This is a genomic window from Streptomyces sp. NPDC001980 (assembly GCF_040296885.1).
Classification (GTDB): domain Bacteria; phylum Actinomycetota; class Actinomycetes; order Streptomycetales; family Streptomycetaceae; genus Streptomyces.
In genome coordinates this window covers 201,117-222,371 of sequence record NZ_JBEOYD010000010.1, presented here as the reverse complement: position 1 = coordinate 222,371, position 21,255 = coordinate 201,117, and the positions used below count along the sequence as shown (strand labels likewise).

The following is a 21,255-nucleotide window of genomic DNA, read 5'->3' as shown; positions in this document are numbered from 1 at the left end:
AGGGCCGCGTGGGCCACGTGGGCCGAAAAGCCGATGCAAGGACCGTAACCGGCTTGAGAGCATGACATCCATGCTCGAAGCCGCGGACACCTCACACATATCCCGCCGTACCGCGCCCCCCACCTGGCTGGTGGTGTCACTGGCGTGTGCCGGGCAGTTCCTGGTCGTGCTCGACGTGTCCGTTGTGAACGTGGCGCTGCCGTCGATGCGGACCGACCTGGGGCTGAGCGCGTCGGGCCTGCAATGGGTGGTGAACGCGTACGCCATCGCCTTCGCCGGGTTCATGTTGCTCGGCGGCCGGGCCGGCGACCTGTACGGCCGCAAGCGGATGTTCCTGGTCGGGCTCGGCCTGTTCACGCTGGCCTCGCTCGGCGGCGGGCTCGCCCAGGACGGCTGGCAGCTGCTGCTCGCCCGCGCCGTGCAGGGGCTGGGCGCCGCGGTGCTCGCGCCCTCGACGCTGACCCTGCTGACGGCCGCCGTGCCGGAGGGGCCGGCCCGGGCACGGGCGATCGCCACCTGGACGGCGGTCGGCGCCGGCGGCGGGGCGGCCGGCGGACTGGTCGGCGGGGTGCTGGTGGACGTGCTGTCCTGGCGCTGGGTGCTGCTGATCAACGTGCCGGTGGGCGCGCTGGTCCTCGCCGGGTCCGTGCTGTGGCTGACGGACAGTCGGGCCGGCGACGGACGGCGCCTCGACCTGCCCGGCGCCCTGCTGGTGACGGCGGGCCTCGGGACGCTGGCCTACGGCATCTCGCAGACCGAGGCGGAGGGATGGACGGCGTCCGCCACGCTGGTCCCGCTCGCCGCCGGGCTCGCGCTGCTCGCCCTGTTCCTGGCCGTCGAGGCGCGTACGGCGGCCCCGCTGATGCCGCTCAGGCTGCTCGGCCGGCGGCCGGTGGCGTCCGCCAACGCGGCCATGCTGATCTCCGGTTCGGCGATGTTCTGCATGTGGTACTTCATGACGCTCTACGTCCAGAACGTCCTCGGCTACACCCCGCTGGAGGCCGGTCTCGCCCTGGTGCCCAGCTCGGTCGCGGTGCTCGTCGGCTCCAAGACGGCGCCGTGGCTGATGCGGCGGGCGGGGACGCGGACGGTGGCGGTGTCCGGCACGCTGGTCGCGGCGACCGGGTTCGCCTGGCAGTCGACGATGGGCCCGCACGGCGCCTATCCGACGGCCATCATGTTCCCCGGGATCCTGATGATGCTCGGCGCGGGCCTGGCCGCGACCCCGCTGGCCGCGCTGGCCACGTCCGGGGCGGCGCCGGCGGAGGCCGGACTGCTGTCCGGGCTCATCAACACCTCGCGCACGATGGGCGGTTCGCTGGGGCTCGCGGTGATGTCGACGATCGCGGCGGCCCGGACGGGCGAGGACGGCGGGGCGGCCGCCCTCACGGAGGGGTACGCGGCCGCCTTCCGCACCAGCACGGGGGTGCTGCTGGCCGGGTCGGTGCTGATGCTGCTGTGGCTGCCGCGGCGGAGGGCCGCCGCGAAGTAGGCAGGGGCCGACGCGAAGTGGGCCGGAGAATTCTGGCGCGGCAGGCAACGGTCCGGGTGGCTCGTGGACTCCTCTTTACATCTAGGAGGTGCCCATGGGGGAGCGGAAGGACGCTCGGAACGAGGAGTTCCAGAGCTTCATGATCGGCCGCTGGCCGCGGCTGATGCGTACGGCATTTCTCCTCACGGGGGAGCAGCACGCCGCCGAGGACCTGGTCCAGTCGACGCTCGAACAGGTCTTCGTCGCCTGGCGGAAGGTCGGCTCGGCCGACGATCCGGAGGCGTACGTACGGCGCGTGATGATCAACGCGCACGCGCGCCGGCACAGAAGGAAACTCAAGGAGTTCCTCGCACCGAAGGACGACTCGGGCCTGGTGCGCGAGGTGCCGGACACGGGGGACCGGATCGCCCAGGCCGACGACCGCAGCGCCCTGCTCAAGGCACTCGCCCAACTGCCGCCACGGCAGCGGCAGGCGGTGGTGCTGCGCTACTGGGAGGACCTCACGGAGACCCAGGCGGCGCAGGCGATGGGCTGTTCGGCCGGCACGGTCAAGAGCAACGCGGCCAAGGGGATCGCGAAACTCCGTGCCATACCGGGACTGGCCGACATGGTGACGCAGGGAGGGCGTAACTGATGAGCGCGGACCGGGAGAACCACGACATGACACAGACGGACATCGCCTTCCTCCTCGCGGACGCCGCGGACGAGGTCGAGATCGGTATAGCCCCGGTGCAGGCGGTGATGCGCGGCGGCCGGCGGCGCCGGGCGCGGCGGTGGGCGGTGGCGGCGGCCACGGCGGTGGCGGTGCTGGCGGGGTCGGCGGGGGCGACGCTGGCGGTGACGGGGCTGCCGGGCGGCGGGGACCGGCACGCGACCGTGGCGAAGCCGCCGGCATCGGCGGAGGCGCGGCACGTGTACGACCCGCAGCGGACCGAACTGGCCCGGGGGACCTACCAGGGCGGGGAATGGAGCGTCGCTGTCCAGGTCTGGGGAGCACCGCGCAACGAGGCCGAGGCGGATCGGCAGTTCGACGCCATGGACGCCATGGGGCTGAAGCCGGCGGATGTCCGTGTGCCCGCCGATCTGATCGGCAAGATCTCGTACTTCGCGACCCGGGGCTGGGGCGAGGAGCACCCGCAGCAGGTCATGTTCGACACCGTCGAGCAGTTCGAGCACTTCTCGGGCACGGACATGGAGTCCATGGCGACCCGTCTGGGAATCGGCGGTGAGAGCTCCGGACGACTGGTGATCGGCAAGGTCGCCAAGTCCGCCCGGCAGGTCACCTGCCGCTGGAAGGACGGCACGACGGCCGTGGCCGTGCCGACTGCCGGGTTCTCCGCCCACGACACGGGATCGGCGATCCGCGTGGTCGACGGCTTCCAGGGGGCCAACTGGTTCGTGTGCACGGCACCGGTCGGCACGTCCTACGCGTCGGCGGAGGTGACGAAGTAGCGGAAGCCGTGGCGGGAGGTCACAGCCACCCCTGCTGCCGGGCCTCCCGTACCGCCTCCGCCCGGTTGCGGGTGCCGGTCTTGCCGATCGCGGCGGAGAGGTAGTTGCGGACCGTCGACTCCGACAGATGCAGTTTCGCCGCGATGTCGGCGACGGTCGCGCCGTCCACCGACGCCTTCAGCACGTCGCACTCGCGGGCGGTGAGCGGGTTCGGCCCGGCGGTGAGCGCGGCGGTGGCGAGCGCCGGGTCGACGACGGTCTCCCCGGTGAGCACCCGCCGGATCGCCCGGGCCAGTTCCTCGACCGGCCCGTCCTTGACGAGGAACCCGGCCGCCCCGGCCTCCATCGCCCGGCGCAGGTAGCCGGGCCGGCCGAAGGTGGTGAGGATCAGCACCCGGCAGTCCGGCGCCTGTTCGCGCAGCTCCGCCGCCGCGTCCAGGCCGCTCAGGCCCGGCAGTTCGATGTCGAGGAGGGCCACGTCGGGCCGGTGGACCAGCGCGGCGTCCACGATCGCGTCGCCCGTCCCGACCTGGGCGACGACCTCGATGTCCGGTTCCATCCCGAGCAGTAAGGCGAGAGCCCCGCGCATCATCCCCTGGTCCTCGGCGAGGAGCACCCTGATGGACTTCGCGGGCCGGTGGTCCCGGGGCATCTCGTTCGCAGGCTCGTACACAGCCCAAGCGTAGCCCCGGGCCCGGCCATTAAAGAGTGGTTATTGTTCCGCGCCGCAGGTCTTGACGGCGGTTGACCGTGCTCAAACAATCACCTCTGCAATTCCCCGAATGGCCGGCGAACGGTCGGTATTTCGACAGCTGAATAGGTTCGGTATTTCGGTCGAACGACGTTCGGTATACCGACCAAGAACCCGCACCGCCCTACGAGGAACCAAGAAGAGGTGCACCGTGTTCTCAGTGCCTGTACGAGCCCTGCGCTCCTGTCCGCCGCGCATCCGGAGAGCCGTCCTGTCCGCGCTCGCCGCGTTCGTGACCGTCGCCGCGCTCGTCGTCGGGGCCGGCGCCCCGGAGGCGTCCGCCGCGAGCTCGCTGCCCTGTGACGTCTACGCCGCCGCCGGCACCCCGTGCGTCGCCGCGCACAGCATGGTCAGGGCGCTGTACTCGTCGTACAGCGGCTCCCTCTACCAGGTGCAGCGCGCCTCGGACAGCGCCACGGCCACCATCGGTCTGCTGGCCACCGGCGGCTACGCCGACGCGGCCGCGCAGAACTCCTTCTGCGCCGGTACGACCTGCATCATCACCAGGATCTACGACCAGTCCAGCAAGCACAACGACCTCACCGTCGAGGGCGCGGGCGGGGCCGGCGCGGCCGATGTCGGGTCCCCGGCGGACGCGCTGCCGGTAACCGTCGGCGGGCACCAGGTCTACGGCCTGGAGATCTCGGCCGGCATGGGCTACCGCAACGACGCCACCTCGGGGGTCGCCACCAACGGCGCCGCCGAGGGGATGTACATGGTCACCTCCGGCACCCACGTGAACGGCAGCTGCTGCTTCGACTACGGCAACGCCGAGACGAACAACAAGGACACCGGCAACGGCCACATGGACGCCATCAACTTCGGCACCGAGTGCTGGTTCTCGCCCTGCTACGGCTCCGGCCCCTGGGTCCAGGCGGACCTGGAGAACGGGCTGTTCGAGTCCAACCTCGGCTACAGCACCAACTCGTCCAACACGGGCACCGGCGCGATACCGTTCGTCACCGCGTTGCTGAAGAACAACGGGCAGGACCATTTCGCACTGAAATGGGGAAACGCGCAATCAGGCGGTCTCACCACCACCTATTCCGGCAGTGAGCCCAGCACCAGCAGCGGTTACTCGCCGATGCACCAGGAGGGCGCGATCGTCCTCGGTACCGGCGGCGACAACAGCAACGGCTCCATCGGCTCGTTCTTCGAGGGCGTGATGACCTCCGGCATCCCGACCGACGCCGCCGACGACACCGTCCAGTCCAACATCGTCTCCGTCGGCTACGGCGGCGCGACCGGCTCCACCGGCACCCTCAACTCCGCCTCGGAGATCTCCCTCCGGGCCACCACCTCCTGCTGCAGCACCGACTACGTCCGCCACCAGAACAACGCCGGCGTGCTGTCCGCCATCACCTCCAGCAGTTCCACCCTCGACAAGAACGACGCCACCTGGATCGTCCGCCCCGGCCTCGCCGACAGCTCCTGCGTCTCCTTCGAGTCCCGGAACTACCCCGGCGACTACCTGCGCCACTACAACTACAAGATCTACCGGCAGCCCATGGACGGCACCACCACGTTCAGGCAGGACGCCACCTTCTGTCCGACGACCGGCAAGAGTGGCACGGGCACGTCCTTCGCCTCGTACAACTATCCGACGAAATACCTGCGCCACTACAACTACAACCTCTACATAGCGAGCGACGGCGGCTCCAACGCCTGGGACAGCGCCACGTCCTGGACCGACGACGTCAGCTGGGTCGTCAGCTCGCCCTGGGCGCCGTAGCGGCCACCGGGGCCAGCAGTTCCAGCGCCTCGGTGGGAAGTTCCGCGGTGACCGTGAAGCCGCCGCGCGGTGACGGGCCGGCCCGGAGGGAGCCGCCCGCCGCCGCGAGGCGCTCGGTCAGCCCCTTCAGGCCGGTGCCGCCGATGCCCTCCCGGCAGGGCTCGGCGGCCACCGCGCCCGAGCCGTCGTCGGTGACCGTCAGCCGGGCCCGTCCGGCGGCGCTGTCGACGGTGATCTCGCAGCGCGTGGCGTCGCTGTGCCGGACCACGTTGGTGACCGCCTCGCGCACCACCCAGCCGAGCAGCGTCTCGGTCTGCGGGACGAGCGGCGCCCCCGACTGCCGGACCACCGGCTCGACGCCCGCCGCCGTCAGGGCCGAGCGGGCCCGGACGAGATCCGCGGCCAGGCTGCCCTCCCGGTAGCCGGTCACCGCCTCGCGGATCTCGGTCAGCGCCTGCCTGCCGACCGACTCGATGTCGGAGATCTGCGACAGTGCCGCGTCCAGGTCCCGGGGAGCGACCCGCCGGGCCGCCTCCGACTTCACGACGATCACCGAGAGGGTGTGCCCGAGCAGGTCGTGCAGATCCCGCGAGAAGCGCAGCCGCTCCTTCTCCACCGCCCGCCGGGCCAGTTCCTCGCGGGCGGCGCGCAGCTCCCGCACCGCCTCGGAGAGGGAGAGGATCGCGGCGGTGATCATCGTCGACAGGAAGGTGCCGTAGGCGATGGTGATGGCGTCGGAGCCGTCCCGGTACCAGGAGACCGCGCCCGCGAAGCAGGCCAGCAGGATGCCGGTCCGGCCCAGCCAGGGTCCGCGCAGCACCGCGCCGGTGGCGAGGCCCAGCAGCGGGAAGAACATCAGCCAGTTGCCGCCGTAGCCGAGGGCCAGGCCGGTGGTGAGCAGGCCCATCAGCAGCAGCGCGACGCGGGTGGAGACGGCCTCCCGGGCCTCCTTGTGGAAGGAGCGGAAGGTCACGTAGATGTAGAGGGAGTTGAAGGCGAGCAGGCCGAACCCGCCGATCCACGGGTTGGCCGTCTTGCCCTGGAGCAGGTTGGACAGGGAGCCCAGCCCCATCAGCAGCCACGGGAGCAGGGCGAACCCGGAGGGCGGCGGACCCGCGTGCTCGGGCACCGCACCATTCTTCCGAGCGGCCTTCTGCTGTTCCCTGAAGCGGGCCATGTCCTCCCGCCACTGGGCACGCGCCGTCCGCCACCCGTCCGCCTGGCACTTCACCTGCTGCCACCACGCCATGCCACTCTTCCCCCGATCTGATGCGATCTACAACGATCTGATGCGCCCTGTTCCGTCCGGCCGTACTGTCCAGCGGTACGACCCTACGGAAGGCGGCGCCGGTTCGGCAGAGGCGGATGTACGGCCGCGGGCAGGACAAATGTCATGGTCCGGCGCTGCCGCATCTGACACGACGTCAGGAGCCTTCACAAGTACGGAGCGCTGGGCTATACAAGGTGCGCTGGAATGGAACGCGTTCTAGATCTGCACCCGTGGACGACCTCGGTGCGGCCGACGGTGCGGACGGCCGTGCCGAGGTCTTGAGACACCTCAGGAGCCGTATGCCCATCGACGCAGCCAAGGCCCTCGCCGCCGAACCCAGGTCCGGGGAGATCCGCTGGGAGCGCCGGGACGTCCAGCTCTACCACCTCGGCATCGGCGCGGGCCGCCCCGCCACCGACCCCGACGAACTCCGCTACACCCTGGAGACCCGGCTGCACGTCCTGCCCAGCTTCGCCACCGTCGCGGGCGCCGGCTCCCCCGGAGTGATCAGCGGACTGTCCATGCCCGGCATCGACGTCGACCTCGCCAAGGTGCTGCACGGCGGCCAGTCCCTCACCCTGCATCGCCCCATCCCGGCCGCGGGCACCGCCACCGCCACGGGGCGCATCGCCGCGGTGTACGACAAGGGCAAGGCGGCCGTCCTGGTGATGCGCACCGAGGTCGCGGACGCCGACGGCCCGCTGTGGACCAACGACGCGCAGATCTTCGTACGCGGTGAGGGCGGCTGGGGCGGCGACCGCGGCCCCTCGACCCGGCTGGAGCCGCCCACCGGCGAGCCGGACCGGACCGTCGAGCGCCCGGTGCGCGAGGACCAGGCCCTGCTGTACCGCCTCTCCGGCGACTACAACCCGCTGCACGCCGACCCCGAGTTCGCCAAGCTCGCCGGCTTCGACCGGCCCATCCTGCACGGGTTGTGCACCTACGGGATCACGCTCAAGGCGGTCGTGGACACGGTGCTCGGCGGGGACGTGAGCCGGGTGCGGTCGTACGGGACGCGGTTCGCCGGGGTGGTGTACCCGGGGGAGACCCTGCGCATCCGCATGTGGCAGGGCGACTCGCAGGTCCGGGTCGCCGTGAGCGCCGTAGAGCGCGAGGACGCGCCCGTCCTCGCCGACACGATCGTCGAACACTCTTGATCAGTTGAGCAGCTGAGCAGTTGAGGGGAGCCGCACCATGCGCGCAGCCGTACTGCACGAGATCGGCCAGGAGAAGCTGGACGTCCTCGACGACGTCGAGGCGGTGGGATTCGGGCCCGGCAGGGTGCGGATCAGGGTGCGCGCCACGGGGCTGTGCCACTCGGACCTGTCGGCGATGAGCGGGGTGCTGCCGCAGCCGGGACCGTTCGTGCCGGGCCACGAGGGCGCGGGCGAGGTCCTGGAGGTGGGGGAGGGCGTCACCCGGGTGAAGCCCGGCGACCGGGTGGTCGTCTGCTGGCTCCCGGCCTGCGGTGCCTGTCCCGCCTGCAGGCGCGGGCAGACCGAGCTCTGCCTCGCCGGGTTCATGAACGCCGGCACCCCCAACTTCCGGCGCCCCGGCGGAGACGTCTTCGGCTTCGCGGGCACCGGCACCTTCACCGAGGAGGTCGTGGTCGACGCCGGGTGCGCGGTGCCGATCCCGGACGACGTGCCCTTCGACATCGCCGCGCTGATCGGCTGCGGGGTCACCACCGGACTCGGCGCGGCCCTCAACACGGCCGACGTGGAGGCCGGTTCGTCGGTCGCCGTCATCGGCTGCGGAGGCGTCGGGATCTCGGCGATCCAGGGGGCGCGGCTCAAGGGCGCGGCCGAGATCGTCGCCGTCGACCCGGTCGAGTCGCGGCGCGAGTCGGCGCTCAGGTTCGGGGCGACGAAGGCGGTCTCGCCCGACGAGCTGCCCGGCGCCAAGCAGGAGGTCACCGCGGGCGAGGGCTTCGACTACGTCTTCGAGGTCGTCGGCAAGTCCGCCACCGCCCGGACCGCCTACGAGAACACCCGGCGCGGCGGCACCCTCGTGGTCGTCGGCGCGGGCGCCATGGACGACTTCCTCCAGCTCAACATGTTCGAGCTGTTCTTCGACGAGAAGCGGATCCTGCCGTCCATGTACGGCGGCGGGGACGTGGTCCGCTCCTACGAGCGGACGATCGCCCTGTGGCGGGCGGGCCGGATCGACCTGGAGGGCCTGATCACCCACCGGGTGCCGCTGGCCGAGATCAACGAGGCCCTGGACCAGATGCGCACGGGCACCGCCCTGCGTACCTGCATAGAGATCTGAGGGGCCGCCGTATGCAGGAGAGGCCACTGGAAGGGCTGACCGCCGTCGTCACGGGGGCCGGTCGGGGTCTCGGCCGGGCCGAGGCGCTCGAACTGGCCCGGCTGGGCGCGGCCGTCGTCGTCAACGACTTCGGTCAGCCGGGCCGGGACGGCTCGGGGGCGGCCTCCGCGGCGCCCGCCGAGCAGGTCGCCGAGGAGATCCGCGCGGCGGGCGGTCAGGCCGTCGCCCACACCGGGGACATCGCCGACTTCTCCCAGGCGCGGGACCTTCTCACGCTTGCGACAACCCATTACGGAAAGCTGGACATCCTCGTCAACAACGCCGGGATCCTGCGCGACCGCATGGTCTTCTCCATGACCGAGGACGAGTGGGACTCGGTGATCCGGGTCCACCTCAAGGGCCACTTCAACACCACTCACTTCGCGGCGACGCACTGGCGGGACCGCGCCAAGGCGGCGGGCGGCCGGATGGTCTACGGCCGGATCGTGAACACCTCCTCCGAGGCCTTCCTCGCCGGCTCCGCGGGCCAGCCCAACTACGCGGCCGCGAAAGGCGGCATCGTCGGCCTGACCACCTCCACGGCCCTCGCCCTCGCCAAGTACGGCGTCACCGCCAACGCGATCTGCCCACGCGCCCGCACCCGGATGACCGAGGACGTCTTCGCCGGCTTCGAACAGCCCGCCGACGGCCTCGACCCCCTCGCCCCCGAGCACGTCGCCCCGCTCGTCGGCTACCTGGCCTCCCCGGCCGCCGAACGAATCAACGGCCAGCTGCTCGTGGTCCACGGCGGCATGGTCGCCATCGTGGAACGCCCGCGCGTGCAGGCCAAGTTCGACAGCAAGCAGGACACCTTCGACTACGCCGAACTCGACGCCGTGCTCACGCCGCACTATGCGGAGCGGGGGGTGGGGGAGACGTTCGCGGCGGCGGAGGTGCTGGGGCTGAAGAGGCAGTGACATGTGACATACCACTGGTGGTGTGCCGCCGCGCACAAGACACAGAAGAGGGGCCCACCGGTCACCCGGTGGGCCCCTCCCCTTGCCTACCTACCGTCAGGCCGCCGCCTCGACCGGCTCCGGCTTGCGGTGCCGGCCGCTGGGGGCCGTTTCGCTGTCCTGCCCCGAGACATGACCGCGGTGCTTGCCGTGGCCGTCCGTTTCCTGAAGGTCGGCGGACAGCGGCTGGGACGTGCTGGCGTCGCTCATCGGAAGAATTCACCCCGTCAACATGATCTTTCTACAGCCCGGTGAGTTTATCGGGCCCACCACGGGGCGAATCCAGGCGGGCACGCCGACCGCTGCTAGTTCGTTACAAGCCGTGCCAGCGGGGCCTGTTGGAGGGGCACCGGCCGGGCCACGACAGGTCCCGGAGGGTCCGGTTCCGTCGGCTCCCCGGGCGTACCCGACGCCCCGGCAGCCGCGCCGTCCCGAACCGGATCCCCCGGGCCCGCGTCCCGCGGCCCCCCGTGTTCCCCCGTCTCCCCCCAGGGCACCGCCACCGCCGCCACACCGCACGGGACCTCCCCCGTGGCGTACGGCAGTCGCAGCACCCCGTCCTGCGTCCACACCCCGGCACCCGTCAACCACCCCTCGGGCGCCGGGAGATGACACATCCTGCGGGCTCTCGGCCGCCAGGCCCCCACCCAGCTGCCGAGCGCACCGTCGATCCGCAGCGCCACCCCGCAGTTCTCCGGCACCAGCACCTGCCCCGGCTGGACGGCGAACGGCGTCACCACGCAGTCCGGGCACTCCGGCACCCGCAGGCTCTCCGGGAAGCGCACCGGCAGCGTGCTGCCGAGGACACCCCAGCCCAACCGTTCCTGCCCGGGGCTGGGCGCGTCCGAGCCGACCAGGATCAGCCCGCTGTCCAGGTCGGCGAGCAGCAGCCGGTCGTCGCTGTCCGCCGCGATCTGCAGCAGCGGCGACACCTCGCCCCCGCGCTCCAGATCGACCACGACCGCCTTGGTCCGCCCGCCCAGCTCCCGGTCCACGGCCAGCATCCGCCCGGCCCGGTCCAGCCAGACCCCGCCCGAACACCGCCCCGGCACCACCGCGAGCTGCTCCGGCCCGAAGGCCCCGCCCGCCACCAGCAAGACGGCGGAGGAGCGCGGCCCCACGGCGAGCGCGTAGGCGTGCGCACCCCCCGGCGCCGGCGGCAGCAGCCGTAGCGAGGCACCCTCGTCCGGGCACTCCACCGCGCCCAGCGGCAGCTCACCGGTGACCGGCCCGGTCGGATAGAGGAGGGCGAAGTGGTGCCGCCCGTCCACCAGCCGGCGGATGAGCACCCGCCCGTCGCCCAGCGGCTGCACCTCCGTGTCCGGCTCCTCCGGCTGGTTGCCGGGGAGCGGTACGGCGTAGGGCTCGGGGCCGTCCAGCGTCCACCGCTCGGGGTACCAGGAACCTTCCTGCTGGGCCAGCCGGGCCGCGTACGACCCGTCCACCGTGATGGTGCAGCCCGCCCCCGGCGCGCTGTCGTCCTCGTCCGCTGCCGGGGGTTCGATCGCACAGGCCGTCATCGTCCGGTCACCTCCGGCCACGAAGCTAGTTTTCGTACGCACAGGCGGGGACCGGCAGACGCCGACTTCACACATACGGGTGCACACTCGGCGATTCGCCTGAGGAAACGGGGACGGGTGTGCTGCGCGTTGCCTCCCGTGGGTGAGCAGGTACGGCCCCGCGGAACAGGCAGGTAGCCTTTTCCCCGTGCCCCGTCTGTCAGAAGTCATCGCCGCGCTGGAGAACCTGTGGCCCGCCGAGCGGGCCGAGTCCTGGGACGCGGTCGGTACGGTCGTGGGCGACCCGGACCACGAGGTCACGCGGGTCCTCTTCGCCGTCGACCCGGTCCAGGACATCGTCGACGAGGCGGTGAAGCTCGGCGCCGACCTGCTGGTCACCCACCACCCGCTCTACCTGCGCGGTACGACGACGGTCGCGGCCTCGCACTTCAAGGGCCGGGTCGTGCACACCCTGATCAAGAACGACATCGCGCTGCACGTCGCCCACACCAACGCCGACACCGCCGACCCGGGCGTCTCCGACGCGCTCGCGGGCGCCCTGGACCTGCGGGTCGTACGGCCCCTCGTCGCGGACCCGACCGACCCGGAGGGCCGCCGGGGGCTGGGCCGCGTCTGCGAGCTGGACCACCCCGTCACCGTCCGGGAGCTGGCGGAACGGGCCGCGGCCCGCCTCCCCGCCACCGCGCAGGGCATCCGCGTCGCCGGCGACCCCGAGGCCCTCGTCCGTACGGTCGCCGTCAGCGGCGGCTCCGGCGACAGCCTCTTCGACGTCGTACGCGCCGCCGGCGTGGACGCCTTCCTCACCGCCGACCTGCGCCACCACCCGGCGTCGGAAGCGGTCGCCCACAGCCCCCTCGCGCTGCTCGACGCGGCGCACTGGGCCACCGAATGGCCCTGGTGCGAGCTGGCCGCGACCCAGCTCGACGAAATCTCCGACCGCCACGGCTGGGACCTTCGCGTGCACGTCTCCAAGACGGTCACCGACCCCTGGACCGGCCACTCTCCCTCCCTTGGAGCCCCCAACTGAACGCAGCGCCCGCCGACCAGATCCGACTCCTCGACGTCCAGGCCCTGGACGTACGCCTCCAGCAGCTGGCGCACAAGCGGAAGTCGCTGCCCGAGCACGCCGAAATCGAGTCGCTGACCAAGGACCTCACCCAGCTGCGCGACCTGCTCGTGGCCGCGCAGACCGAGGAGAGCGACACCGCCCGCGAGCAGACCAAGGCCGAGCAGGACGTGGACCAGGTGCGCCAGCGCGCCGCCCGTGACCAGCAGCGCTTGGACTCCGGCGCGGTCACCTCCCCGAAGGACCTGGAGAACCTCCAGAAGGAGATCGTCTCCCTCGCCAAGCGCCAGGGCGACCTGGAGGACGTCGTCCTGGAGGTCATGGAGCGCCGGGAGTCCGCGCAGGAGCGGGTCGCCGAGCTGACCGAGCGGGTCGGCGCGGTCCAGGGCCGGATCGACGAGGCGACCGGCCGCCGCAACGCCGCGTCCGGGGAGATCGACGCCGAGGCGGCGACGGTCGGCAAGGAGCGCGAGGTCATCGCGGGCTCGGTCCCGGCCGATCTCCTCAAGCTCTACGACAAGCTGCGCGAGCAGCAGGGCGGCATCGGCGCGGCCAGGCTCTACGCCCGCACCTGCCAGGGCTGCCGCCAGGAACTCGCCATCACCGAGCTGGCCGAGATCCGCTCGGCCGCGCCTGACACGGTCGTGCGCTGCGAGAACTGCCGTCGCATCCTGGTGCGCACGTCCGAGTCGGGTCTGTAGGAACACTTAAGGGGCGTACGTGGCAAGGGAGTTCATCGTCGAGGCGGACGGCGGCTCCCGGGGCAACCCGGGGCCGGCCGGCTACGGCGCGGTGGTCGTCGACGCGGCGACCGGCGAGACGCTGGCGGAGGCGGCCGAGTACCTCGGCGTCGTCACCAACAACGTCGCCGAATACCGGGGCCTGCTGGCGGGCCTGCGCGCCGCGCGGGACCTCGACCCCGCCGCGACCGTCCACGTCCGCATGGACTCCAAGCTGGTCATCGAGCAGATGTCCGGCCGCTGGAAGATCAAGCACCCCGACATGAAGCCCCTGGCGGCGGAGGCGGCCCGGGTGCTACCGGCGGCCCAGGTCACGTACGAGTGGATCCCGCGCGAGCAGAACAAACACGCCGACCGCTTGGCCAACGAGGCGATGGACGCGGGCAAGCGGGGCGAGCAGTGGTCGGCTTCGGGGTCTACTGCGGAATTCGACGCCCGCGCCACAGCGCCCCGTAAGGGGCGCGGGGCTGAGACATTTGCGGCTCCGCCGCGTGGGCGCGACCAGCCCCCACCGGCCGGCACTGTGACGACCGCGGAGGCAGTCGGCCTCGACTCACGCGCCGCGCGCAACGTAGCCAGCCCCGGCTGGAGTTCCGCCCCCGACCTCGGCGCTCCCGCCACTTTCGTGCTGCTCCGCCACGGCGAAACCCCCCTCACCCCCCAGAAACGCTTCTCCGGCAGCGGCGGCACCAATCCGGAACTGTCTCCCGTCGGCCTGGAGCAGGCGCAGCGCGCCGCCGAGGCCCTCGCCCGGCGCGGCACGATCGAGACGATCCTCGCCTCCCCCCTCACCCGCACCCGGCAGACCGCCGCGGCCGTCGCCGAACGCCTCGGCCTCGACGTCACGATCGAGGAAGGGATCAAGGAGACGGACTTCGGCGCCTGGGAGGGCCTGACGTTCGGCGAGGTCCGCGAGCGCTACCCCGACGACCTGACCACCTGGCTGGCCGACCCGTCGGCCCACCCCACCGGCGGCGGCGAGAGCTTCGCCGAGACGGCGGCACGCATCGCGGCCACCCGCGACAAGCTGATCGCGGCCTACGCGGGCCGCACGGTCCTGCTCGTCACGCACGTCACGCCGATCAAGACGTTCGTGCAACTCGCCCTCGGCGCCCCGCTCCAGTCCCTGTTCCGCATGGAACTGTCGGCGGCCTCGCTGTCGGCGGTGGCGTACTACGCGGACGGCAACGCGAGCGTACGGCTCTTCAACGACACGTCCCACCTGCGTCCCTGAGCCCGGTCCGCAGCCCCGCCGCGGCCCGGGCCAGCTCCCGGACCCGGGCCCAGTCCCCGGCGGCGACCGCGTCCGCCGGGACCATCCAGGTGCCGCCGACGCAGCCGACGTTGGGCAGGGCGAGGTACTCCGGTGCGTTGTCCGGGCCGATCCCTCCGGTGGGACAGAAGCGGGCCTGCGGCAGCGGACCGGCGAGCGACCTGAGGTAGGCCGTGCCGCCGGCGGCCTGCGCCGGGAAGAACTTCATCTCCCGCACCCCGCGTTCGAGCAGCGCCACCACCTCCGAGGCGGTCGACACCCCCGGCAGGTACGGCACCCCGGACGCGGTCATCGCCGTCAGCAGCCCGTCCGTCCACCCGGGACTGACCAGGAACCGCGCCCCGGCCGCCACACACTCCGTCACCTGCGCGGGCGTGAGGACCGTACCCGCACCGACCACCGCGTCCGGCACCGCGGCGGCGACGGCCCGGATCGCGTCGAGCGCGGCCGGCGTCCGCAGCGTCACCTCGATGACGGGCAGCCCGCCGTCCACCAGCGCCCGCGCCAGCGGCACGGCATCGGCGGCGTCCTCGATCACGACGACGGGCACGACGGGCGCGAGATCCAGCACGGAGGTGGGCATGACGAACATCCTGCCCACGCGATGCAGAGCACGCAAAGGGCATTGCACATGCTGCAACAGGACTTACGGACGCCTCAGTGGACCTCGGTCACCAGCACATCCAGCGCCCACGCCTGCCCGGCCTTCGCGGGCGCCTCCGCCTCCACCTCGTACCCCAGCTCCCGCAACGCCTCCACCAGCTCACCCGGACCGGCCGGCGCGATCCCGGCGGCCAGCAGACTCCGCACCATCCGCCCCTTCGTCGCCTTGTTGAAGTGGCTGACCACCTTCCGCGTCGGCGCGTGCAGCACCCGCACGGTCGCCGTCCGCCCGGCCACCTCGCCCTTCGGCTTCCACGCGGCCGCGTAGGCCGCCGACCGCAGGTCCAGCACCAGCCCCGTCCCGGCCGCCTCCGGCAGCACCTCGGCCATCGGCCCGCGCCAGTGCGCGCCCAGCGCGCCGAGACCCGGCAGCTTCACCCCCATCGAGCAGCGGTACGACGGGATCCGGTCCGTCACCCGGACCGCACCCCACAGCCCCGAGAAGACCAGCAGCGACCGCGCGGCCCGCCGCTTCGCGGCCGCGTCCAGGGAGGCCAGGCCCAGGGCGTCGTACAGCACCCCGGTGTAGATCTCCCCGGCCGGCCGAGTGCCCGCCGTCCGCAGCGCCGCGTTCTTGGCGACCTCGCCACGCAGCCCCTCGCTCAGCCCGAGCACCTCGCGCGCCTTCTCCTCGTCACCGGCGCACAGGTCGACCAGCTCGCCGAGCACCGCCTCGCGCGCCGCCGCGAGCCCCGGAAGGGACAGCGACTCCGGCTTCAGCGGGGCACCACGGCCCGAGGACGCCTTGCCTTCCGAGGGCGGCAGCAGGACCAGCACGGGTACTCCTCTTCACCAACGACTTCACCAACGACTTCACCAACGCCGTTCATCGGCGTTCATCATCAACGCTTCGCGCCAGCGTAAAGCGCCTGAGCGGTGCGATGTGACTACGCTCGTCCTATGCCCAGCCGCCACATCCGTGTCAAGGGTGCCCCCGAGGCTCCCCTCCGGGCCGCGCTCGCCGCCCTCCGGGCCGACCTCGGCGTCCCCGAGACCTTCCGGTCCGAGGTCCTCGCGGAGGCCGAGAGCACCGCCAGGTTCCCGGCCGTGCCCGGCCACGACGCGACCGACATCCCCTTCTTCACGGTCGACCCGCCCACCGCGAACGACCTGGACCAGGCGATGCACCTGTCCCGGCACGGCGGCGGCTACCGCGTCCGGTACGCCATCGCCGACGTCGCCGCCTTCGTCGTACCCGGCGGCGCGCTGGACTCCGAGGCGCACCACCGCGTGACCACGCTCTACTTCCCGGACGAGAAGGTCCCCCTGCACCCGCCCGTGCTGAGCGAGGGCGCGGCCAGCCTGCTGCCCGGCCAGACCACCCCGGCCGTGCTCTGGACCATCGACCTGGACGGGGACGGGCGGACCGTGGCCGCCGACGTCCGCCGGGCCCTCGTCCGCAGCCGGGCCAAGCTCGACTACGCGGGCGTGCAGAAGCGGATCGACGAGGGGACCGCCGAGGAGCCCGTCGCCCTGCTCAGGGAGATCGGCGAGGCCCGTGAACGCCTGGAGGTGGCGCGCGGCGGCATCTCCCTCAACGTGCCGGAACAGGAGATCGTCGAGTACGACCACACCTACGAGCTGACCTACCGCGCCCCGCTGCCCGCCGACGCCTGGAACGCCCAGATCTCCCTGCTCACCGGCATGGCCGCGGCCGACATGATGCTGGCCCACGGCACCGGCGTGCTGCGCACCCTGCCGACCGCCCCCGACGGCGCGGTCGCCCGCCTGCGCCGTACCGCGCACGCGCTGCGCATCGAGTGGCCGCACCATGTCTCGTACGCCGCGCTGATCCGCTCCCTGAACCCGCGCCGCCCCCGCCACGCGGCCTTCCTCCAGGAGTGCACCACGCTGCTGCGCGGCGCCGGCTACACGGTCTTCCGGGACGGTGTCCTCCCCTCGAACACCACCCACGCGGCCGTCGCCGCCCCCTACGCCCACTGCACCGCGCCACTGCGCCGGCTGGCCGACCGCTACGCCTCGGAGCTGTGCCTGGCGGCGGCCGCGGGCGAGGACCCGCCCGACTGGGTGCTGATGGCGCTGGACACGCTTCCCAAGCAGATGGCCGAAGGGGCGCGGCGCTCGGGCACGGTGGAGCGGGAGTGCGTCGACATCGTGGAGGCGGCCCTGCTCAAGGACCGGGTCGGGGAGGTCTTCGACGGGTGCGTGGTGGAGGTCGAGGCGCGCCGGCCGACCGTGGGGAAGGTGCTGTTGCAGCAGCCCGCCGTCATAGGCCGGATCGAGGCCGCCGATCCTCTTCCGCTGGGCGAGCGGCTGCCGGTGCGGCTGACGGAGGCCGACCCGGGGACGACGAAGGTACGGTTCGCGCCTGCGTGAGCTGCTGTGCCGTCAACTGCTGTGCTTTGAGCTGTCGTACGAGGCCGGTGGCGTCGTCTGCGTGGAAGCGGACGACGCGCACCTCCTGCCGGCGGCCCAGCAGGCTGAAGTGGGCGACGGGCTCGGCCAGTTCGAGGGTCACCGAGGTCTGCGAGCCGATGGGCACGTCGAGTTCGCCGGCCGTCTTCTCGTGCCGGTAGCGCGTCTCGCGCCGTACCGCCGTGATCGCGTCCAGCGGTATGCGCAGGTCCAGCCGGACACCGCCGCGGACGTGCAGCGCGTCCGGGGTCAGCAGGTGCGGGTGGACCACGGCGGCGGCGTGCAGGCCGACGACGAAGAGGACCGTGTAGACGTCCAGGACGAGGACGACGAGGTGCACGGCCGGCCAGCCGCGCAGCAGGACCGACATGCCGATCGTCTCGATCACGCACACGAACGCGAGCCCGAAGATCATGGCGCCCTGCCCCTGGGCGTACCCGAAGCGCACCCCCGTCCCGCTGGTCCGCCGGGCGGCCCACAGCACCAGACTGGCCAGCAGCCGTACCTCGTGCCGGACGACGGCGTACGCTGCCCTCACGGCCGCTCGCCACTGACGATGTCCAGGGCCCGGCGGATCGCCGCGGCCTGGGCCGGGGCGAGGTCGGCGTAGAGGGCGCGCAGGAAGCCGTCCTCGTGGTCGACGGCGCCGCCCGGGACCATGTCCTGGGGGATGCAGCCGGCCAGGACGTGGGCGGCCTCGGCCACCCGTGGGTCGCCGAGGTCCGCGTCGGCGAGCGCGTCGAGCAGCGCGTAGGCCTCCTTCACGCGTGCCGTGGCCTGCGGCGACCCGGCGATGGCGCCGGCGAGGGACATCAGCCGTTCCCGGGCCGCCGGGTCGGCCACCGTGTCCATCAGGGCGAACACCTCACGGTCCCTGGCCGCCATCGGGGAGCCGGCGAACCGCGGGGCCGTCTCGGCGAACAGGGCGGCCAGCTCGGGCGAGACGGGCCCCTCGGCGGGCAGCTCGCCCGCGTCCAGCAGGGCCCGCAGCCGCTGCCGCCGCTCCCGGATCCCGGCCTCCTGCCGGGCAAGGTCCTCGTCGAGTTCGGTGAGCACCTCGACGAGGTCCTTGCCGGCGTCATCCGCGAGCACGTCCCGCACCTCGGCGAGCCCGAGCCCCAGTTCGGTCAGCCGCCGGATCCGGGCGAGGACGACGGCGTGCCGGAGGGTGTAGTCCCGGTAGCCGTTGGCGAGCCGCTCGGGCTCGGGCAGCAGGCCCTGATGGTGGTAGTGCCGCACCGTGCGCGTGGTGACGCCGACGGCGGCGGCGAGTTCTCCGATCCGCATGGGACCAGTAGAGACGTTGACGTTGCGGCAGGGTCAAGCGGCCGGTCCGCGGGCCGGAGCCGCCGGTCCGCGGGCTCAGGCTGCGACGAACCAGCGGGTCAGGACGGTGTCGAGATCGTCTCCCTGGTCGCTTCCGTCCGCGGCCCAGGCCACGAACCCGTCGGGCCGGACGAGGAGACCGGTCAGCTCCGGCCGCCCCGGGCAGGCCACGGTGACGACGTCCACCCGGTCGCCGTACCCCTCCGCGCGGGCGCGCAGCTTCGGGTCGTCGGCGAGGTCGAGGAGCAGCGCACGGCCGGCGTGCAGGTGGTCGCCGAGCCGGGTGCCGTCGGAGAGTTCCAGGTCCGGGGCGCTCTGGCCGGTCAGCGGGTGGTCGCCGGGCAGGTCGTAGTGCTGCCAGACACCGGAGATCTGCTTGACGAGGTACGTCGTCCCGGTCGCCGTCAGCGCGAGATCGGTGACCACCCGGCGCAGGGCGCGGGCGTGCCGGTCGGGGCGCATCACGGCGATCTGGGCGCGGGTCCAGTCCAGCACCCAGGCGCCGATCGGGTGCCGTTCGGCGGTGTAGCTGTCGAGAAGGGAGCCGGGGGCCGTCCCGCGCACCACGGCGGCCAGCTTCCAGCCGAGGTTCATGGCGTCGCCGAGCCCGAGGTTGAGCCCCTGCCCGCCGAACGGCGAGTGCACGTGCGCCGCGTCCCCCGCGAGCAGCACCCGGCCCTTGCGATAGCCGCTCGCCTGCCGGGCGTTGTCGGTGAACCGGGTCGAGGAGTGCACCTCGTGGATGGTCACCTCGTCCACGCCCGACACCCGGCGCAGGGCGGCCTGCAACTCCCCGGCGGTGACGGGCGCGGAGCGGTCGGCGGGCGGCCCGTCGAACTCGACGGTGAGGATCCGGCCGGGGAAGGGCCCGTTGACGTACGTCCCCACGTCGGTGGTGTTCCACCCGACGCCCAGCCGCTCGCCCCCGCTCATCTCGACGACCGCCTGATAGCCGGTGATCTCCGGCTCGGTCCCGGGGAAGTCGAACCCGGCGAGCTTGCGGACGGTGCTCCGGCCGCCGTCGCAGCCCACCAGCCACCCGGCGCGGACGTCTTCGCCGCTTCCGAGGCGTACGACGACCTCGCCGGCGTCCTCGTCGGCGTCGAAGCCGGTCAGCTCCACGCCCCGGCGCACCTCGACACCGAGCCGCTCGGCACGGGCCCCCAGGATCCGCTCCAGCTCCACCTGCGGCACCCCGAGGCCGACGCCGTCGGCGGGGCCGATGTCGGCGAACGCCGGGTCGGAGTCGTCGAACAGGTCGCCGCGCATCATGATCCCGGCGAAGTGCCCGGCGAACTTCGGGGGAGTCCGGGGCGCGTCGGCGCCCTGCTCCCGGTCCCGGTCCCGGTCCCCGAGGAAGGCCCGCATTCGCCACCGGTTCCGCTCCCAGGCCGCCACGAGGTCGGGCAGCAGCCCGCGCCGGTAGAGGCTCACCGCGCCGGCCGTGTTGATCCCGCCCGCCTTGATGGTCTCGTCCACCTCGGCCAGCCGCTCCACGACCAGCACGTTCGCGCCGCCGAGCCGCAGCTCGCCGGCGAGGAAGAGCCCGACGGGCCCACCGCCGGCCACCACCACGTCGTAGTCGGTGCCGTTCTTGCTGTCTGCCGTCGCCATGCTTTCGATGCTTTCGCTCATGGCTTCACTGTAGTCACTAAAACTTTCGAGCCGCTATAGTTTTTCTCGTGATCGATGAAAACAGGCCGGGGGAGTCCCTGAGGGAGCGCAAGAAGCGGGAGACGCGGCAGCGGATCTCGAACGTCGCGACGGTGATGTTCCGGGAGCACGGCTTCGACCAGGTGACGGTCGCGGAGGTCGCGCGGGCGGCCGGGGTGTCGGCGATGACCGTGTTCAACTACTTCCCGCGCAAGGAGGACCTGTTCCTCGACCGCATCCCGGAGGCCGTCGCGGCCTTCGCCGGTGCGGTGCGGGACCGCGCGCCCGGCGAGCCGCCGCTCGCGGCCCTGCGCCGCCTGGCCTTCCGGTTCGTCGACGCGCGGCATCCGCTGGGCGGTGTGGGTGAGAACTTCGTGGGCTTCTGGCCGGTCGTCGCGGACTCGCCGGCGCTGCGGGCCCGTGCCCGTGAGGCGGTCGAGGAGGTGGAGCGGGCGCTGGCCGGAGCGCTCGCCGAGGCCGGGCTCGCCGACCCGGAACTGGTGGCCGCCGTGACCGTGGCCGCGTACCGCTCGGTGTGCGTCACCTCTGTGAGCCGCCAGCTGGCGGGCGACCCGTTCGCGGAGATCGTCGAGGACCACCGGGAGCGGATGGGGGCGGCGTTCGACGCGCTGGAGCGGATGGTGCGGTAACCGGCCTGCCCGCCCTCCCTTGACG

Annotated in this window: 21 protein-coding genes; 12 read left to right on the top strand and 9 right to left on the bottom strand. The window is 72.5% G+C overall.

Annotated features, from left to right (window positions below; genetic code table 11):
• Window positions 1-70: 70 nt before the first annotated feature.
• From ABT137_RS18135 to ABT137_RS18125, 3 genes are all read left to right on the top strand, one after another.
• The gene (locus ABT137_RS18135; RefSeq protein WP_502984532.1) at window positions 71-1,492 is read left to right on the top strand and encodes an MFS transporter; all 1,422 of its coding nucleotides are present in this window, start codon (window positions 71-73) and stop codon (window positions 1,490-1,492) included.
• A gap of 94 nt (window positions 1,493-1,586) precedes the next feature.
• Window positions 1,587-2,126: a SigE family RNA polymerase sigma factor gene (locus tag ABT137_RS18130; RefSeq protein WP_351709689.1), complete on the top strand. Its 540-nt coding sequence runs from the start codon at window positions 1,587-1,589 to the stop codon at window positions 2,124-2,126.
• Window positions 2,126-2,944, top strand: a complete 819-nt coding sequence (locus ABT137_RS18125; RefSeq protein WP_351709686.1) for a hypothetical protein — start codon at window positions 2,126-2,128, stop codon at window positions 2,942-2,944. Before ABT137_RS18130 ends, ABT137_RS18125 begins: the two co-directional genes overlap by 1 nt.
• Window positions 2,945-2,963: 19 nt before the next feature.
• Here ABT137_RS18125 and ABT137_RS18120 read toward each other — a convergent pair whose 3' ends face one another.
• Window positions 2,964-3,596, bottom strand: a complete 633-nt coding sequence (locus ABT137_RS18120; protein WP_351709982.1) for a response regulator — start codon at window positions 3,594-3,596, stop codon at window positions 2,964-2,966.
• Window positions 3,597-3,855: 259 nt separating this feature from the next.
• On the opposite strand from ABT137_RS18120, the gene ABT137_RS18115 reads away from it, so the two are divergent.
• Entirely contained in the window at window positions 3,856-5,427 is a 1,572-nt protein-coding gene (locus tag ABT137_RS18115; protein ID WP_351709683.1) for an alpha-L-arabinofuranosidase B, read from the top strand.
• On the opposite strand, the gene ABT137_RS18110 is transcribed toward ABT137_RS18115, so the two are convergent.
• Window positions 5,405-6,676, bottom strand: a complete 1,272-nt coding sequence (locus tag ABT137_RS18110; RefSeq protein ID WP_351709680.1) for a sensor histidine kinase — start codon at window positions 6,674-6,676, stop codon at window positions 5,405-5,407. The two genes, ABT137_RS18115 and ABT137_RS18110, sit on opposite strands and share 23 nt — an antisense overlap.
• 320 nt (window positions 6,677-6,996) lie before the next feature.
• Between ABT137_RS18110 and chsH3 the strand changes: the two genes are divergently transcribed.
• From chsH3 to ABT137_RS18095, 3 genes are read left to right on the top strand one after another with little or no spacing between them, the layout of a single operon-like run.
• A complete protein-coding gene (chsH3, locus tag ABT137_RS18105) occupies window positions 6,997-7,854 on the top strand; it encodes an enoyl-CoA hydratase ChsH3 (RefSeq protein WP_351709677.1) in 858 nt (285 codons plus the stop codon).
• Window positions 7,855-7,891: 37 nt separating this feature from the next.
• Complete coding sequence (locus ABT137_RS18100) at window positions 7,892-8,968, top strand: Zn-dependent alcohol dehydrogenase (protein WP_351709674.1); 1,077 nt, start codon at window positions 7,892-7,894, stop codon at window positions 8,966-8,968.
• An 11-nt stretch (window positions 8,969-8,979) separates the two neighbouring features.
• Window positions 8,980-9,924, top strand: a complete 945-nt coding sequence (locus ABT137_RS18095) for a 3-oxoacyl-ACP reductase (RefSeq protein ID WP_351709671.1) — start codon at window positions 8,980-8,982, stop codon at window positions 9,922-9,924.
• A 96-nt stretch (window positions 9,925-10,020) separates the two neighbouring features.
• Here the strand turns inward: ABT137_RS18095 and ABT137_RS18090 are convergent, their stop codons facing one another.
• Window positions 10,021-10,173 (bottom strand): hypothetical protein, encoded by a 153-nt coding sequence (locus ABT137_RS18090; protein WP_351709668.1) that lies wholly within the window; start codon window positions 10,171-10,173, stop codon window positions 10,021-10,023.
• Window positions 10,174-10,268: 95 nt separating this feature from the next.
• Entirely contained in the window at window positions 10,269-11,483 is a 1,215-nt protein-coding gene (locus ABT137_RS18085) for a hypothetical protein (RefSeq protein WP_351709979.1), read from the bottom strand.
• A 187-nt stretch (window positions 11,484-11,670) separates the two neighbouring features.
• On the opposite strand from ABT137_RS18085, the gene ABT137_RS18080 reads away from it, so the two are divergent.
• From ABT137_RS18080 to ABT137_RS18070, 3 genes are read left to right on the top strand one after another with little or no spacing between them, the layout of a single operon-like run.
• Window positions 11,671-12,510 carry a Nif3-like dinuclear metal center hexameric protein gene (locus tag ABT137_RS18080; RefSeq protein WP_351709665.1) on the top strand — a complete coding sequence of 280 codons (840 nt, stop codon included), beginning with the start codon at window positions 11,671-11,673 and terminating at the stop codon, window positions 12,508-12,510.
• On the top strand, window positions 12,507-13,250 hold the full coding sequence (locus ABT137_RS18075) for a zinc ribbon domain-containing protein (RefSeq protein ID WP_351709976.1): 744 nt from the start codon (window positions 12,507-12,509) through the stop codon (window positions 13,248-13,250). The genes ABT137_RS18080 and ABT137_RS18075 overlap by 4 nt, the downstream gene beginning before the upstream one ends.
• Before the next feature lie 19 nt (window positions 13,251-13,269).
• Window positions 13,270-14,523 carry a bifunctional RNase H/acid phosphatase gene (locus tag ABT137_RS18070; RefSeq protein ID WP_351709662.1) on the top strand — a complete coding sequence of 418 codons (1,254 nt, stop codon included), beginning with the start codon at window positions 13,270-13,272 and terminating at the stop codon, window positions 14,521-14,523.
• Here ABT137_RS18070 and eda read toward each other — a convergent pair.
• Both eda and yaaA read right to left on the bottom strand, forming a co-directional pair.
• The gene (gene eda / locus ABT137_RS18065) at window positions 14,495-15,145 is read right to left on the bottom strand and encodes a bifunctional 4-hydroxy-2-oxoglutarate aldolase/2-dehydro-3-deoxy-phosphogluconate aldolase (RefSeq protein ID WP_351709659.1); all 651 of its coding nucleotides are present in this window, start codon (window positions 15,143-15,145) and stop codon (window positions 14,495-14,497) included. The two genes, ABT137_RS18070 and eda, sit on opposite strands and share 29 nt — an antisense overlap.
• 74 nt (window positions 15,146-15,219) lie before the next feature.
• On the bottom strand, window positions 15,220-16,002 hold the full coding sequence (gene yaaA / locus ABT137_RS18060) for a peroxide stress protein YaaA (protein WP_351709656.1): 783 nt from the start codon (window positions 16,000-16,002) through the stop codon (window positions 15,220-15,222).
• Between the two features lie 123 nt (window positions 16,003-16,125).
• On the opposite strand from yaaA, the gene ABT137_RS18055 reads away from it, so the two are divergent.
• Window positions 16,126-17,562 carry an RNB domain-containing ribonuclease gene (locus ABT137_RS18055; RefSeq protein WP_351709653.1) on the top strand — a complete coding sequence of 479 codons (1,437 nt, stop codon included), beginning with the start codon at window positions 16,126-16,128 and terminating at the stop codon, window positions 17,560-17,562.
• Here ABT137_RS18055 and ABT137_RS18050 read toward each other — a convergent pair.
• The 3 genes from ABT137_RS18050 to ABT137_RS18040 form a co-directional block, all read right to left on the bottom strand.
• A complete protein-coding gene (locus tag ABT137_RS18050; RefSeq protein ID WP_351709650.1) occupies window positions 17,453-18,139 on the bottom strand; it encodes a hypothetical protein in 687 nt (228 codons plus the stop codon). The genes ABT137_RS18055 and ABT137_RS18050 overlap by 110 nt on opposite strands.
• Complete coding sequence (locus ABT137_RS18045; RefSeq protein ID WP_351709647.1) at window positions 18,136-18,888, bottom strand: MerR family transcriptional regulator; 753 nt, start codon at window positions 18,886-18,888, stop codon at window positions 18,136-18,138. The genes ABT137_RS18050 and ABT137_RS18045 overlap by 4 nt, the downstream gene beginning before the upstream one ends.
• A gap of 75 nt (window positions 18,889-18,963) precedes the next feature.
• Window positions 18,964-20,562 (bottom strand): FAD-dependent monooxygenase, encoded by a 1,599-nt coding sequence (locus ABT137_RS18040; protein ID WP_351709644.1) that lies wholly within the window; start codon window positions 20,560-20,562, stop codon window positions 18,964-18,966.
• A gap of 47 nt (window positions 20,563-20,609) precedes the next feature.
• Between ABT137_RS18040 and ABT137_RS18035 the strand changes: the two genes are divergently transcribed.
• Window positions 20,610-21,230 carry a TetR/AcrR family transcriptional regulator gene (locus ABT137_RS18035; protein ID WP_351709641.1) on the top strand — a complete coding sequence of 207 codons (621 nt, stop codon included), beginning with the start codon at window positions 20,610-20,612 and terminating at the stop codon, window positions 21,228-21,230.
• The last annotated feature ends 25 nt before the right edge of the window (window positions 21,231-21,255 follow it).